Genomic DNA, 15,172 nt, shown 5'->3' with positions numbered 1-15,172 from the left:
GGATGAATCGGTGTGCCGACGCGACGCCATGAATCGATCCTTGCTTCGGCCGGCTGGCCTCGATGTCGACTGTGATGTTGACGATCGTCGTGCTTCGTCGGTCCGTATTTTACGAGATATGCATGCAGCGAGTCGTGGGCATTTCCGGACAAAAGTGCCTCGGCGATGCCGGTCACGAGCGTGAATAGGCGGCCGGCTCGGTTGGCGCCGCATTGTCCGGAACGAGGCCATCGAGTGGCCGGCCGATCTGCCTGCCGGCCGGCCGCGCTACTGCCTGGCACCAGCTTGCCGCAGCGCATCCGCGGCGTAAGTGTTGTCGTGCGTCAGCGCGAGCTGCAGCAGCGACTGTCCGCGCCGGTCGACATGGTTCGGATTTGCGCCATGCGCAACGAGCAGCGGAATCAGTTCGAAGCGATTGAAGAGCGTCGCGAACCCCAGCGCGGTTTCGCCGGCGCCGTTCGTCTGATCGATCGGGCAACGCGTGTCGAGCAGGCGCCGGGCGATGCCGGGCGCGTTCCTGAAGAGCGCACCCATCAGCGCCGTATTGCCGTGGTGATCGCCGATGCACGCGTTGGCGCCGGCCGACAGCAGGTAGTCGAGCGCGGCAGGCTGGCCGTCGTACGACGCGAGTATCACGGCCGTATAGCCGTGTCTGTCGGTGGCGTCGACGGGATAGCCGGCGTCGCGCAACGCGCGCAGGATATCGACGCGTCCGACGCGCGCAGCGTCGAACCAGTCGCCGTCGTAGCGGCGCAGTGCGGCGGGATCGGCCTTGCCGTACGTCGGCTGGTCGGGCAGGTGCGCGCAGCCGGCGATCGCGGCCAGCGCCACAGTCATTGCAGCCGCGCGGATCGCGCGTGTGAAGCGTTCTGAGCGCATGGGGGTGTCCTGATGAAGAAGTCAGGCCGACGTGCGCGGCACAACCGCGCACGTCGGCAGCGACCGGCGTCGCGGGATCAGTTCTCGCTCAGCTTCGCCGCGAGCGACTGCACCTGCTGGACATTTGCGTGAACGGCTTGCGCGAGACGCGTGCCGTAGTCCGCATCGGCCTTGTAGAAGTACGACAGCATCGCGTACTGGTTTTGCGCGTTCTTCACCTGGCCAAGATCGCCGGACAACGCAGTGACGAGATCGTCCTTGTCCTGCTGCGACAGGCCGCGGTAGTACTCGCCGGCCTGACGGAACAGCAGCTTCTTGTGGATCGCTTCCTGTTGCGTCGTGCCGTTGAGCGCCATGCGCACGGACTTGTACTGCGGATCCTGCGCAAGCTCGCGCTGTGTCGACGGCTCGTAGTTCACTTCGCCCTTGCGGTCGCCGGCATTCATCTTGCCGTCCTGGTTGTTGTTGACCACGGGCACGACAGGGCGGTTGACCGGCAGGTCCATGAAGTTCGCGCCGAGCCGGTACATCTGCGTGTCGGCATACGCGAACAGACGATCCTGCAGCATCCGATCTTCGGACGGCTCGATGCCCGGCACGAGCCGCGACGGTGCGAACGCGGATTCCTCGGTCGACTGGAAGTAGTTGTCGGGCACGCGATTGAGCGTCATCGTGCCGACCTTGCGTTCAGGTACGCCAGCCCAGACCTTCGTGTCGTCGAGTGCGTCGAAGTCGAAGCGGTTCAGGTCCTGCGGCGCGAGCACCTGCACATACAGATCCCATTTCGGGAAATCGCCTTGTTTGAGCGTGCCGTACAGGTCGTTCGTCATCATGTTCCAGTCGCGCCCGATCGAAGCGGCGATGTCCTGCGGACGCAGGCCATGCACGCCTTGCTGGCTCTTCCAGTGGAACTTCACGTAGTGCACGTCGCCTTGCGCGTTGACGAACTTGAACGCATGCACCGCGAAACCGTCCATGTGTCGATACGAATCGGGCATGCCCGCGTTCGAGTACAGCATCGTCAGCATGTGGGTCGCTTCGGGCGTGTGCGCGAAGAAGTCGAACGCGAGGTTCGGATCCTGCACGCCGGTCACGGCGCTTGGCTTGTTCGCGTGAACGAAGTCGGGGAACTTGATGCCGTCGCGAATGAAGAACACGGGCAAGTTGATGCCGACCATGTCCCAGTTGCCCTGCTGCGTATAGAACTTCACCGCGAAGCCGCGCGGGTCGCGTGCCTGCTCGGGTGAGCCGCGATAGCCCATCACGGTGGAAAAGCGCACGAACACCGGTGTGCGGGTGCCCGGCGTGAAGACCTTCGCTTTCGTCAGCTCGGAGAGGTCGGCGCTCGGGACGAACTCGCCGAATGCGCCGGTGCCGCGCGCATGCACGACACGTTCCGGAATGCGCTCGCGGTCGAAGCGCTGCAGTTTTTCGATGAGCGCGGAGTCCTGCAGGAGCACGGGGCCGGCCGGGCCGGCCGTCTGCGAATTCTGGTTGTCGCCGATGGGTGCGCCGGTGTCGCGCGTGAGTTCGGCGGCATACGGAGAAGCGGAGAGGGCAACGCAGATGGCGGCAACTGCGTGCCGCAGCACGCGATTGGAGGATGAGGACATGACGATGGAACTCCTTGAATCCGATCGGTGGTGGGGAAGCCGACTGAATTAGAAGAGATCGTCAGGGGATTGGCTAATTGATATTCGATATGTCGTCGATAGCGGCGGAATCGACACGGCGAGAGCCCGTTCGTTGCGGACGAAACGAACCAGTATTGTTGCGTGCGCAATGAGTCATTGCGCACGCATGATGCATCGATCGTGCATCATGCGTGCCGGTACCGTCACCCGGCGTTCGTCTGCCAGCCGAGCCCGAGGCTCTTTTGCAGCGACACGTAGTCCTTGATCAGCTCGGCTTGCCCCGCAATCACGTTCTGTTGCGCGGACAGCGCTTCGCGTTGCGTATCGAGCAGGTCGATCATCGACGCGACGCCCGCGCGATAGCGCTGGTCCATCAGCGAGCGCGAACGCACGGCCGACGTTTGCACCTTCGTCAACGCGACGACGTGTTCGCGCTGATGCCCGTAACGCTGCAATGCGGTGTTGGCGTCCTGCAATGCACCGAGCACGGCTTTCTGATAGTTGGCTTCCGCTTCGTCGCGCGATGCTTCGGCTGCCCGCACTGCGCCGCGTGTGCGCCCGAAATCGAGGATGTTCCATTGCAGGTACGGCGCACCGACCCACGTGAAATTCTGCTTGCGGAACAGATGGCCGGGGTCCGTCGCGCTGAAGCCGAGATCGCCGAGCAGCGTCACCTTCGGGAAATAGTCGGCGACATGCTCGCCGATCTGCGCATTGCTCGAGGCGAGCCGGCGTTCGGCCGCGCGAATGTCGGGGCGCTGTTTCAGCAGCGTGGCCGGATCGCCGATCGCGACGGTGCCGGGCAGCGTCGGCAGCGGGGCATCCGGTGTCGACAGCGCGGCGTCGAGCGCGCCCGGCGCGCGGCCCGTCAGGATCGCGAGCCGGTCGAGCGATTCGGTGACTTGCGCGTCGAGCGGGATCAGCGACGCACGCGTGTTTTCGACCTGCGTCGTCAGGCGTTCGAGGTCCGCATCGGCCGCGACGCCGCGCGCGCGGCGCTGCTGCGTGAGTTCGAGCATTTTCTGCTGCAACCCGGCGGTACGCTGCGACAGCGCGAGCCGTTGCTGCTGGTCGCGCAGGTCGACATACGCATTCGCGACTTCGGCCGCGATCGACACCTGCGTATCGGCGAGGTCCGCATCGACCGCTTCGGCCTGTGCGGACGCCGCTTCGACCGCGCGCCGCGTGCCGCCGAACAGGTCGATTTCCCAGGTTGCGTCGAAGCCCGCCGAATAGAGCTGCAACGGCCCCGAGCCGCCGAGCGACGGCGACGTGCCGCCCGACTGGTTCGAGCCGTTGGACGGCAGCAGTGAACCGAGCGCGCTGACGTCCGGTTCGCGCATGCGGATGGCCGCGACGGTGGCCGACGATTTTGGCAACTGCGCCGCGCGCTGTTGCGAGAGCTGCGCGCGCGCGGCGCGCAAGCGTGCCTGCGCGGCGTGCAGATCGGGGTTGTACACGAGCGCGGCAGTGATCAGGTCGTCGAGCTGGCGATCGTTCAACGCATGCCACCACGCGCTCGGCGCGGGCGCGGTGGCATCGATGCCGGCAGCCGGCGCGCGCACGAAGGCCGGCGCATCCGGTGCGGCGGGCGCGCCGGGGTAGTCGGGGCCGACCGTGCAGCCGGCGAGCAGGCACGCGGCCGCGCACAACGTGAGCACAGGGTGGCGGGGCAGGGAGAAGGATTTCATCGCGTAAGACGGTTCAATGGCCGGACGACATCGGTTGCGGCCCGCGCGGCGTTCTCAGCAGCAGCGCGAGCGGCACGCAGGCGAGCAGCGCGAGGCCCAGCAGATAGAAGGTTTCGGAGTAGGTCATCACGACGGCCTGGATCTGGATCTGCTGCGCCAGTTGCCCGAGCGCGCGCATGTTCGAATACGCGAGGTCGCCGGTGTGTGCGAACCAGTTGGCCGCATAGGCGGACAATCGATCCTGCCCGATCAGCGAGTTCGCGGTCACCGATTCGCGGAGCGCGGCCGTATGGAAGGTCGTGCGCCGGTCGATCACGGTGCCGATGATCGCGAGCCCGATCGAGCCGCCGAGATTGCGCGCCATGTTGTAGAGCCCGGCCGCATCGCCCGAGTCTTCGCGTGCGACGGCCGCCATCGACGCCTGGTTGAGCGGCATCATCGCGAGCATCTGCGCGACGCCGCGGATCAGCTGCGACCACACGAAGTCATGGCCGACGCTCTGCGCGGTCAGGCTGATGTCGAGCATGCAGCTCAGGCAGAACAGCAGCAGCCCCGAGATCACGAGAATGCGGAAATCGACCTTGCCGAGCAGGCGCGGCAGGATCGGCATCACGAGAAAGGCAGGCAGCCCCGATAGCAGCATGATCGCGCCGGCCTGTTCCGCGTTGTAGCCGGCGACGATCGCGAGAAACTGAGGCAGCAGGTAGGACACGCCGTACAGCCCGGCGCCGACCGCGGACACGATCACGATCACGCTCGCGTAGCGCGGGTTGCGCATCAGCGACAGCCGCATGATCGGCCGTTTCGCGAAGCGCTGCGACAGCGCGATCAGGACCATCCCGGCAAACGACACGATGCTCAGCGTGACGATCATCTGCGATTCGAACCAGCGTTCGCGCTGGCCTTCCTCGAGCACGACGGTGAGCGAACTCAGGCCGATCGCGAGGCCGAGGATGCCGAGCCAGTCCGCGTTGAAGAACGAGTGCCATTGAGGTCGGTCCGACGGCAGCCCGAACACCAGCAGCGCCATCAGCAGCAGGCACACGGGCAGGTTCAGGAAGAAGCACCAGCTCCAGTTCACGTTCTCCGCGAGCCAGCCGCCGAGCACGGGGCCGAACAGCGGCCCGAGCAGCACGATCAGGCCGAACAGCGTCATCCCGACCGGCAGTTGCGACAGCGGCAGCCGCGTGCGGATGATGGTCTGCGCGGTCGGAATCAGCGCGCCGCCCGTGAAGCCCTGGCCGATCCGGCCGGCGATCATCATCGGCAGCGAATGCGACCAGCCGCACATCATCGAGAATGCGATGAACAGCGCGGAGTTCGTCAGCAGGAAATTGCGCAGCCCGAACACGCGCGTGAGCCACGCGGCAAGCGGGATCATCACGATTTCCGACATCAGGTAGCCGGTCGAGATCCACGTGCCTTCGGTGCCCGTCGCGCCAATTTCGCCCTGGATCTGCGGCAGCGCGGAGTTCGTGATCGAAATGTCGAGCGTCGCCATCAGTGCGCCGAGCGCGCCGGCAGCAACCGCGATCCAGTCGGTCACGCTCGCGCGGCCTTCGTGCGGCGGCGCGGGCATCGTGGCGGGGGTGTCAGCCATGGCGCTTCTCGTCGCGGACCGAACGGGTATCGACGTCGACCGTCACGGACAGCCCTGGCAGCAGCATGCGTTGTGTGCGCGCATCGGCGGCAACGCGGATGCGCACGGGCACGCGCTGGACGATCTTCGTGAAGTTGCCGGTCGCGTTCTCGGGCGGCAGCAGCGCGAACTGCGCGCCGGTGCCGGGCGCGAAGCTGTCGACGACGCCGGACAGTGCGCCGTCCGGCAGCGCATCGACATGCAGTTCGACGGGCTGGCCGATGCGCATGTTGCCGATCTGCGTTTCCTTGAAGTTCGCGACGAGATAGATCGAGTCGACCGGCACGACGGTCAGCAGCCGCGTGCCGGGCTGCACGTACTGGCCGACGCGTACCGTGCGATCGCCGACGCGACCGGCGAGCGTGCTGCGTACGGTCGTGTTGTCGAGATCGAGCTGCGCCTGCGCGGCGCTGGCCTGCGCGGCCTCGAGCTGTGCGCGCGCCTGCTGGCGCTGCGCGGTGAACGACGCGATCTGCGTGCGCGCGGCGGCGATCGACGCGTTGTTCGCGGCCAGCGTCGCGGCTGCCTGGTCGCGCGTGCTCTTCAGGTCGGCGACGCGTTCGTGCGTTTCGGCGCCGGTCGCCGCGAGCGGCGCATAGCGCGTGTATTCGTCGCTCGCGTGCTGCGCGTTGATTCGCGACACCTTCGCCTGCGCATCGGCCTGTTCGAGATTCGCGTGCTGCTGGCTGATGTCGGCTTCTGCGCGCGCGATATCCGCGCGGCGGGCGTCGACGGTCGCGAGCGATTGCGCGAGCGCAACCTGGTACTGGCGCACGTCGAGCCGCACGAGCGGATCGCCGGCCTTCACGGGCTGGTTGTCGCGCACGTAGACATCGGTCACGTAGCCGGCGACTTTCGGCGCGGCAGTCATGCTGTCCGCCTGCAGGTACGCGTCATTGGTGCTTTCGATGAAGCGGCCGACCGTCCACCAGCGGCCGAGCCAGACGGCGCCGCCGATGGCCGCGAGCACGGCGGCAATGAGCAGGATGCGCCGCTTTGTTCCGCCGTTCCCGTTGCGCGACGTTGTTCCGTTTTCCTGACGATCTGCTTTCTGTGGCGGGTCTTGCGGCGTCGACATGCTGAGTCCAATTTATTCCAAGTGGAAGAATTATTCCAGTTGATAAAATTGTGTCAAGTAGAATGTCGATCGAGCGAATGACGAGGAAGGCATGAACGAAGCGAAGAAGCTGCGCCGCACGTCGGCGGGCGGCTACGCGCGCGGCGACGAAACGCGCCAGCGGATCATCGAGGCGGCGATCGAACTGTTCGGCGAACGCGGGTTCGCGGGGGCGTCGACGCGCGAGATCGCCGCGATGGCGGGGGTGAACGCGCCGGCGCTCCAGTACTACTTCGAGAACAAGGAAGGCGTGTACCGCGCGTGTGTCGAGACGATTGCCGAGAACGGCTGGGAAGTGTTCGCGCCGGCGGTCGGCCATGCGTGGGCGATGCTCGATGCGGACGCGGACGTCGACGTGCTGGTCGACGCGTTCATCGGGCTGCTGCGCGCGCTGTCGGACCGGATGTTTACCGCGCCGAAGACGATGAACCAGCGGATGTTCTTCGCGCGCGAGCAGGGCGGTCAGGAACCGGCGAGCGCGAGCGAAATCCTGATGACGCGCATGCGCAAGCCGCTGAACGACGTGAGCGCCGAGCTGATCGGCCGCATCTCGGGGCGGCCGGGCGACGATCCTGTCACGCGGTTGCGCGCGCTGAGCCTGTTCGGGCAGCTCACGGTGTTCCACATCGCGCAGCGTTCGGCGCTGCAGTTGCTCGACTGGGAGGCTTTCGAGGGCGAACGCGCGGCGTTGCTGATCGAGACGATTACCGACCAGACGCGCGTGCTGCTCGAACAATGGCATGCGCAGCGCGATGTGCCGGTGGCCGGCTCGGAAACCGTGGCGAAGCGCGGGCAGGGTTCCGCCGCGCCGAAACGCACGGCGAAACCGGGGGCGGCAACGCCCGCGGCGAACAGCGCGGGGCGCGTGAAGAAACCCGCCGCGCGTTGAGCACGGCGCGTCACGCGCCTTGAATGGTCAGCCCGGCTTGTGCTCCCCGTTGCCGGGCGACGGCGGCCGGCCTGCCGTTGCCGGCGCGTTGCCGTTGTCGGTGGCGTGCTCGCCTTCACCATTGCCGGCAGGCCGGGATCCGTCCGCATAGGCCACCAGGCTGCGCTGCGGATTGGCGATCCGGATGCCGCGTTCGCGGAACGTCTCCGCGATCCGCCGGTTGAATTCGCGCTGCACGCTCCAGCGCGTCGCGTCCGTGCACTGCATCTGTCCGGCCAGCGCGAGCGCCGCGCCGTCGACCTGGTCGATGCCCCAGTAGCTGAAGTCCGACAGGATGCCGTCGTGGTACTTCGGATCGTCGCGCAATGCGGCGCCGATTTCCTTGAGCGTCGCAATCGCGCGATCGATGTCCTCGCCGTACGCGATGCTGACCTTGACGGCCGCGTTGCCGAGCCCGCGATTCGTGTTGTTGACGGTCGTCACCGAGCTGAACGGGATCGTGTACAGCGATCCGTCGCCCGCGCGCAGCCGTACGGTACGGATCGACAGGTATTCGACCGTGCCCGACACGCCGGCGAGCGTGACCCAGTCGCCGACCTGCATGGCGTTCTCCATCAGCAGGAAGATCCCGGTGATGAAGTCCTGCACGAGCTTCTGCGAGCCGAAACCGAGCGCGACGCCGAAGATGCTGGCGCCGGCCAGCAGCGGGCCGACGTTCACGCCGAGTTCGCTGAGGCCCGTCAGCACGACGACGAGCGCGATCATCACGAACAGCAGCGAACGCAGCATCGGCAGCAGCGTGCGCAGCCGCGCCGCGCGCACCAGGTTGCCTTCGCGCGTCCAGCGCTGCAGGCGGCGTTCGATCGCGATGTTGGCCGCTTCCCACACGACGAGCGCGACGATCGCCGCGATCGCGATCGTCACCAGCGCGGACGCGAGCCGGTGGCCGATCGTGCCCGTCTCGAACGCGCGGAAGACCGGTACGCCCCAGATCTGCAGCAGCAGCACGACGGTCACGATGCCGATCGCCCCCGACACGATCTGGCGCAGCAGCGGGTAATAGCGGTACGCGTGCAGATGGACGAGCGTGCGGTCTTCGTCGCGGCCCTGGAACAGCCGCGCGAGCGCGCCGAACACGACGATCGACACCATTCGCATCGCGATCATCACGGCGATCGAACGGCCGCCAAGAGTGATCAGCACGCGGTAGCCGTTGTGGACGTCGAGCGCCCAGACGAACCACAGGGCCATCACGATGAAGACCGATACGGGCGCCCAGGCATCCGCGAGCGCGTTGCCGACGACCGCGAAGGCCGGCCGGTCGGCGCCGGCGGCACGGATCCGTGCCGCGACCGGCTGGCGGCACTGGAGTATCAGCACCGAGATCATCAGGTGCCCGACGAGCGCGACGGCCTTCAGCAGCGCGACATGGCCGGCTTCGCTGAGGCCGAAGTTCGCGGCGATCTCGACGGCCGCCGTGCACGCGCCGACCACGATCGCGATCCGCGCGATCGAGCGTTGCGCGAAATCGGCCCATGCGTCGCTGATGTGCACCAGCCGCAACTGCCGCGCATCGGGCTGGAAGAACAGCCGGCTGACGATCGTGACGAGCCGGCAGATCACGTAGATGTCGATCAATGCTTCGAGTGCGGATTCGACCGGCGTGCCTGCGTCATCGATCAGCGACATCGTCAGGCTCGCTGCACCGACGAACACGAGCAGCGGCACCACGCGCAGCGCGAGGCTGACGAGCGCGCGCGGCATCCGGTGCAGCAGTGTGGTGTGCCGCCGCGCGTGGCCTCGTCCAGGCGACGCCGAGGGGGCTGCGTCCGGCGTGTCGGCGCCGGCAGCGTCGGGCGGGGGGGCGGTGTCTGCCGGCTCCGCGTCGTCCGCGTCCGGTGCGGCGGGATCGGATGCTGTTTGGCGCGATGCGTCGCCGCGCCGTGCGGCCACCGCGGCCAGCGCGCGTCGCAGCAGCCGCTTCGCGAGCCATTCGACGAAGAGCGCCGGCGCGAGCACGGCGAGCATGATCCAGATCGCGTGCGTGAGATTCGCGCGCTCGTCGGCGCGCACGAGCCTGTCATGCCACCAGCTTCCTACCGAACCGATATCGAGCAGCGAGCGTAGCGACTCCTTCAGTGCGCCGCCGATTTCGATGGTCCAGCGCGATCCCTGGCGGACGAGCAGCGATGCGAGTCCGTTCGATGTGAGTGCGGTCGGGGCGGCGGCAGCCGATGCGCCGCTGGCGGCGGCCGCTTCGCTGGCCGCGACCGCAGGCGCACTCAAGGCGCCGACGGCTGCGATCGCGCGCAGCGTCGTTTCGACCTGCGCGCGATCGCGCGGGTTTTCGAGCACATTGAGTGCCTGCTGGGCCTGTTGCGGCGTCAGGGCGGGCGCGGTGCCGGAGGCGGCCGACGCCGCGGCCGGGGCGGGGGCGGCCGCATGGGCGGCCGAGACGAAGGCGGCAAGCAGCCAGCCGAGAAGGAAATGTCGCATGGAGTGGGCATGCGGGCGCGCATCGGCACGCGGCCCGCCAGGCTGAACGATGGACGGAAGTTAACATGATCGCGATCGGGACCGAATAGTTCCGTCGACGACTATTCGAATCGGGCATGCGCGAGGCGGCGCGGGCGTTGGCGGCGCGTTCGCGCAGGCAGGTGCCGGACGCAGGCGTGCGACCGACCGACCGGAATGCGGGAGCAGCCTGCGTGCCCGGTCGTTAGGCGCCTGTAGCGCGTGTTGGCAGGCGCCGGCACCGGCGCGCGGCGCGTCGTTACGTGAGCGTTCGTCCGGTCACGATCGGCCTGTGTATCTCATCAAGTGGATTCGGATTCCTGATGAATCAGGCATTTTCGTCATGAAAGAACGGCAGCACGTGCTCCGCGATTTCTTCGATGACTTCCCGTACGGGCCGGTCCGATCCTGGGTTCAGCGTGACATGATGCGTACCCGCGGCACGCATGTCCCGCAGGATGTCGACCAACGCGCGGCGCCCGGTTGCGTAACCGAGCGGCAGCGCGGTGGCCGGCGCATCGGGGTCCGCGGCGAGATCGAGCCGCATCGACACGCCGAATGCACGAAAGTCCGGCGAAGCGAGCCGGTCGACCGCCGCGCGCCACATCGAATAGCGTGCGCGCTGCGTTTCCGGATCGCGGTGATACGTCATCCAGCCGATCGAATGCCGTGCGATCCAGTCGACGCTTTGTCCGCCCGAGCCGACGGCAAGCATCGGCACCGCGTCGTCGCCACGCGGCAGCAGCGTGAATTCGGGCGCATCGGGCGGCGCTTCGTCGGGCAATACGCGCGACGGCAGGCCGAGCGCGGCCGCGACGACGTCCCAGTGCGCGCGATAGCGGTCGCGCCGCGTTTCCGCGTCGACGCCGAACGCCGCGTATTCGGGCGGCCGGTCGCCGGAGCCGAGCCCGAGGATGAAGCGTCCGCCCGACAGCGTCGCGACCGACAGCGCGCCTTTCGCGATATGCAGCGGATGACGCAGCGGCAGCACGATCGCGCCGCTGGCGAGCGCGATCCGGCGCGTGCGCGCCGCCAGTGCGCCGAGCAGCACCCACGGGTCGAGATGGCCGACCGGATCGGGATAGTCGGCGCTGTTCAGCGGCACGTCGCGAATCCACAGCGCACGAAAGCCGAGCGTATCGGCCAGCGCGGCGAGTTCGAGCTGTTCGTCGAAGTCGGCGACGATCTGGCCGCTGCGCAGCAGCGGAAGCGTGAGGCCGATCGACAGCCGCCCGGTGCAAAACACGCGATGCGCGACGTCGGGGCGGGCGGGAGCGAGGGTGGTCATGTCGGATCCTTTGGGGCGAGGCAGGGCGCACGTGTGGGGTGCCGTGCCGGAATGCTAGCGTGTTTGTGTCACGCGCGAGCGGGGCGGCCCGTGCCGTCCCCTCCGGTGCTACGTGACCCGCAGCGTCGTGCCGCGCAGCACGAGCCCGAGGCGTGACGCCACGCGTTGCGACGCGCGGTTGTCGCGGTCAGTGCTGTAGAACAGCGTGCGCGTGCGAAGCGACGGCAACCGCGACCACGCGGCGGTAACGGCTGCCGCGAGGCCGCGCCCGCGGAACGCCGGGGCCGTTGCGAGACCGAGTTCGGCGCCGGTATCGGACAGCCGCGCGGCAAACGCGACCGACACGACTTCGCTGTCGACGACAGCGGCGCACCACGGCGCCCACAAATCGGCGATGCTGCACAAGCCCATCGAGCGCAGGCCGCCGGGCATTCCGTGCGTGGACAGCGATTGCCGCAATTGCCGGCCTGCGTCGCTGTTGCCGTCGACCAGCGCGACGTGCGCGCCGGTGTCGAATTCAAGCGCGTTCGGCAGCGCGTACACGAGGCCGATGTTCCAGTGCGAAACAGGCGCGAGCTGCGCGAGATAGCGTTCGAGATGCGCAGGCTGAACGCTGTCCGACAACGGCGGCTCGCTGTCGGCCATGCGCGTCAGTTCGTCCGCAAGGTCCGCAGGCACGTCGGCGCGGACGCCCGCCAGCGTGCCGCATGCGCATCGGCCCAGCCAGAAGCGCGGCCCGGGCGAGCAGCCGGGATCGTTCTCGCGTTCGATTCGGCGATCCGGGCGCAGCCGGAACAGCGTCCGGTAGTCGATATCCAGCCAGTCGTTTGCGTCGGTCATGCGTCGGGTGGGGTCTCCGGTCAGGCGGCGAAGCGCCGCGCGCGCGAGGCAAGATCCGGCCCGCACATGCGCTCATGTGCGGGCGGCCATTGTGGGGCGATTGTAAGCCGGCCGGCGATGGCGCGCGGATGCAACGCCGCGATCGCGGCCCGGGGCGTGAGTGAGCGGCGCGCAGGCAGGCGCGACCGGACGTCCTCGACCGGACGCCCCCCCCCCCCCGCGTTTCAGTTTCGAAACGTTCGCGCTTTCTGCTGGTGCGCGATTCGCGCCGGCAGCCGCGTATCCGCCCGCGCGGCCTTGCGGCGTGAAGCATGGTGCGCTCCTTGCATATCTGTAGGGGCCGTGAGCGCGATCGCGGGCGCAGTCGGCCCGGCAATCGCTTCAGTGGGTCGGACGTATCGAAGACGGGGACAAGAGAATGAAAAAAGACCGAAATGCAACATGTCGTGTTGCAAACATGAATCGCCGACCTGCCAGGGTGTTCGCTTCGCCGTTGATTGCGGCGACGTGAGCGGGCGGCTTTCCGTTCCATCCGAGCAATCGGGTTCGTTCTGAACGACGACGTGCATGCGTGACGCACGAGGCCGACCGGTCCCGGTCGGCCGTCGGGGATGAACCGCGAACGCGGGCGGATGGCCCCGGCCTGGATCCCGGATCGTCATGCCATGGCGCAACGCAAGTCGTCGCGCGGCGAATGCGTTCGCGCGCCGTGTATGGCATCGGCGTGACGCGTTCGAGGCGCCGGGGCGGATCGGCAAGCCGGTAACGCAGCGATGCGCGCGGCATCACGGAACACGCGTAGTCCGGGGAATGCGTCCTTCATGCTCGGCATGGCGGGCGCCGCAACGTTGTGCTGTCAGTTGATCCACTACCCCGATGGATCAATTGTTGAAGCGCCCGTCGCCGAGTGGCGATGGGCGTCTTTTTTTGTGCGCCGGTTTGCCGCGGGGGCGCCCGCCCGATCGCGCGGCGTTCTGTATCATGTGCTGGCGTGCCTGGCCGCCCGTGCGGGCGCACGGCCTGCCGGCGCACCCGATCACGCGTTGCCAACATGAACGATAAAGTCCTGCACGACCCCTCAACCGCTGGCGTCGATCCGGCCGCGCTCGATGCGCTGCACACGTTCGTCGAGCGTCATCCGCGCCTGCTCGTGCTGACCGGCGCGGGCATCAGCACCGATTCCGGCATTCCCGGCTATCGCGACCGCAACGGCCAATGGATGCGCTCGCCGCCGATCCAGCTCCACGAATTCCTCGGCTCCGATGCCGCGCGGCGGCGCTACTGGGCGCGCAGCATGATCGGCTGGCCCGTCGTCGGCCGCGCGCGGCCGAACGGGTCGCATGTCGCGCTGGCGCGGCTCGGTGGCGCGGGCCGGATCGAGCGCCTCGTCACGCAGAACGTCGACGGCCTGCATCAGCGCGCGGGCAGCGGCGACGTGATCGAGCTGCACGGCGGAATCAACGGCGTGACCTGCCTTGGATGCGGCGCGCATCACGCGCGGGCGACGATCCAGGCCGTGCTCGAAGCCGACAATCCCGAACTGCTGGGCGCGCAGGCCGAGCCGGCCGCGGACGGCGACGCGCACCTCGAATGGGCTGCGCTCGATTCGTTTCGCATTCCGGCGTGCCCCGAGTGCGGCGGACTGTTGAAGCCGGCGGTCGTGTTTTTCGGCGAGAACGTGCCGCGCGAGCGCGTCGCGCTGGCGTCGCAGGCGCTCGATGCGGCCGATGCGTTGCTCGTCGTCGGTTCGTCGCTGATGGTGTATTCCGGCTACCGCTTCTGCGTATGGGCGCAGGCGCAGCAGAAGCCGGTCGCCGCGCTCAATCTCGGCCATACGCGCGCCGATCCGATACTGACGCTGAAGGTCGAGGCGCCGTGCGCACCCGCGCTCGACGCGCTCACGGCGCGGCTGGGTCTGCGCGGCAACACACTGGAGCAGGCATCGTGACTGGCGCAAAACCTTCGCCCGATCCCGCCGCGCGGTTGCTGGCGCCCGCGGCCGAACGCAACCGCGAGCCGATCCTCGACGTGTTGCGCCGCGTGCTGCCGGCGAGCGGCAACGTACTCGAAATCGCGAGCGGCACCGGCCAGCATGTCGTCCATTTCGCACACGCATTGCCGGATTTGCGCTGGCAGCCGAGCGACCCCGACGAACAGGCGCGGCACTCGATCGCCGCGTGGATCGCGCATGCGGGCCTCGCGAACGTCGCCGGACCGCTGGCATTCGACGTGCGCGACGCATCGTGGCCGGTCGCGGCGCTCGACGCGATCGTCTGCATCAACATGATTCACATCTCGCCGTGGGCCTGCACGGAAGCGCTGTTCGCGGGCGCATCGCGCCTGCTGCGACCGGGCGGCGTGCTGTTCCTGTACGGCCCGTACCGTCGCGACGGCCGGCATACGGCGCCGTCGAACGAAGCCTTCGACCTGCAATTGCGCAGCCGCGACCCGTCGTGGGGCGTGCGCGATCTCGAGACCGTCGTCGCGCTCGGCCTCGATCGCGGGCTCGACTGCATCGAGGTCGTCGAGATGCCGGCGAACAACCTGAGCGTCGTGTTCCGGCGGCTGCCGCACGCGGAGCAATGACACGCAAGCGCGCATCGCCGCCGGGTTTCCACTATCCTTTCGCCTGTGCGCGCGGCCCGGCTCGGGTCGCGCCCCGTTTTTTCCGGAGAATTGAC

Annotated in this window: 11 protein-coding genes; 3 read left to right on the top strand and 8 right to left on the bottom strand. The window is 67.9% G+C overall.

Going from position 1 to position 15,172, the window contains the following annotated elements; genetic code table 11:
- Window positions 1–267: 267 nt before the first annotated feature.
- From BLA15945_RS14805 to BLA15945_RS14785, 5 genes are all read right to left on the bottom strand, one after another.
- Window positions 268–879 (bottom strand): ankyrin repeat domain-containing protein, encoded by a 612-nt coding sequence (locus BLA15945_RS14805; protein WP_174992754.1) that lies wholly within the window; start codon window positions 877–879, stop codon window positions 268–270.
- A gap of 77 nt (window positions 880–956) precedes the next feature.
- The gene (locus BLA15945_RS14800; RefSeq protein ID WP_174992753.1) at window positions 957–2,492 is read right to left on the bottom strand and encodes a catalase; all 1,536 of its coding nucleotides are present in this window, start codon (window positions 2,490–2,492) and stop codon (window positions 957–959) included.
- Window positions 2,493–2,716: 224 nt separating this feature from the next.
- The gene (locus BLA15945_RS14795; RefSeq protein WP_174992752.1) at window positions 2,717–4,204 is read right to left on the bottom strand and encodes an efflux transporter outer membrane subunit; all 1,488 of its coding nucleotides are present in this window, start codon (window positions 4,202–4,204) and stop codon (window positions 2,717–2,719) included.
- Between the two features lie 13 nt (window positions 4,205–4,217).
- Window positions 4,218–5,804 (bottom strand): MDR family MFS transporter, encoded by a 1,587-nt coding sequence (locus tag BLA15945_RS14790; RefSeq protein ID WP_059237287.1) that lies wholly within the window; start codon window positions 5,802–5,804, stop codon window positions 4,218–4,220.
- Window positions 5,797–6,921, bottom strand: a complete 1,125-nt coding sequence (locus BLA15945_RS14785; RefSeq protein ID WP_174992751.1) for an HlyD family secretion protein — start codon at window positions 6,919–6,921, stop codon at window positions 5,797–5,799. Before BLA15945_RS14785 ends, BLA15945_RS14790 begins: the two co-directional genes overlap by 8 nt.
- Before the next feature lie 91 nt (window positions 6,922–7,012).
- Here BLA15945_RS14785 and BLA15945_RS14780 point away from each other — a divergent pair, with 91 nt between their 5' ends.
- Window positions 7,013–7,849, top strand: coding sequence for a CerR family C-terminal domain-containing protein (locus tag BLA15945_RS14780; protein ID WP_174992750.1), 837 nt, complete (start codon window positions 7,013–7,015; stop codon window positions 7,847–7,849).
- A gap of 27 nt (window positions 7,850–7,876) precedes the next feature.
- Here the strand turns inward: BLA15945_RS14780 and BLA15945_RS14775 are convergent, their stop codons facing one another.
- The 3 genes from BLA15945_RS14775 to BLA15945_RS14765 all read right to left on the bottom strand — a co-directional run bounded on the left by BLA15945_RS14775 (window position 7,877) and on the right by BLA15945_RS14765 (window position 12,491).
- On the bottom strand, window positions 7,877–10,345 hold the full coding sequence (locus BLA15945_RS14775) for a mechanosensitive ion channel family protein (RefSeq protein WP_174992749.1): 2,469 nt from the start codon (window positions 10,343–10,345) through the stop codon (window positions 7,877–7,879).
- A gap of 346 nt (window positions 10,346–10,691) precedes the next feature.
- Entirely contained in the window at window positions 10,692–11,651 is a 960-nt protein-coding gene (locus BLA15945_RS14770) for an LLM class oxidoreductase (protein WP_174992748.1), read from the bottom strand.
- Between the two features lie 108 nt (window positions 11,652–11,759).
- Complete coding sequence (locus tag BLA15945_RS14765; protein ID WP_174992747.1) at window positions 11,760–12,491, bottom strand: GNAT family N-acetyltransferase; 732 nt, start codon at window positions 12,489–12,491, stop codon at window positions 11,760–11,762.
- Between the two features lie 1,051 nt (window positions 12,492–13,542).
- Here BLA15945_RS14765 and BLA15945_RS14760 point away from each other — a divergent pair.
- Both BLA15945_RS14760 and BLA15945_RS14755 read left to right on the top strand, forming a co-directional pair.
- The gene (locus BLA15945_RS14760; protein WP_174992746.1) at window positions 13,543–14,439 is read left to right on the top strand and encodes an NAD-dependent protein deacetylase; all 897 of its coding nucleotides are present in this window, start codon (window positions 13,543–13,545) and stop codon (window positions 14,437–14,439) included.
- Window positions 14,436–15,077 (top strand): DUF938 domain-containing protein, encoded by a 642-nt coding sequence (locus tag BLA15945_RS14755; RefSeq protein WP_174992745.1) that lies wholly within the window; start codon window positions 14,436–14,438, stop codon window positions 15,075–15,077. Before BLA15945_RS14760 ends, BLA15945_RS14755 begins: the two co-directional genes overlap by 4 nt.
- The last annotated feature ends 95 nt before the right edge of the window (window positions 15,078–15,172 follow it).

Origin of the sequence: Burkholderia arboris (assembly GCF_902499125.1) — a bacterium.
GTDB classification, from domain to species: domain Bacteria; phylum Pseudomonadota; class Gammaproteobacteria; order Burkholderiales; family Burkholderiaceae; genus Burkholderia; species Burkholderia arboris.
This window is presented reverse-complemented; position numbering and strand designations above follow the sequence as displayed.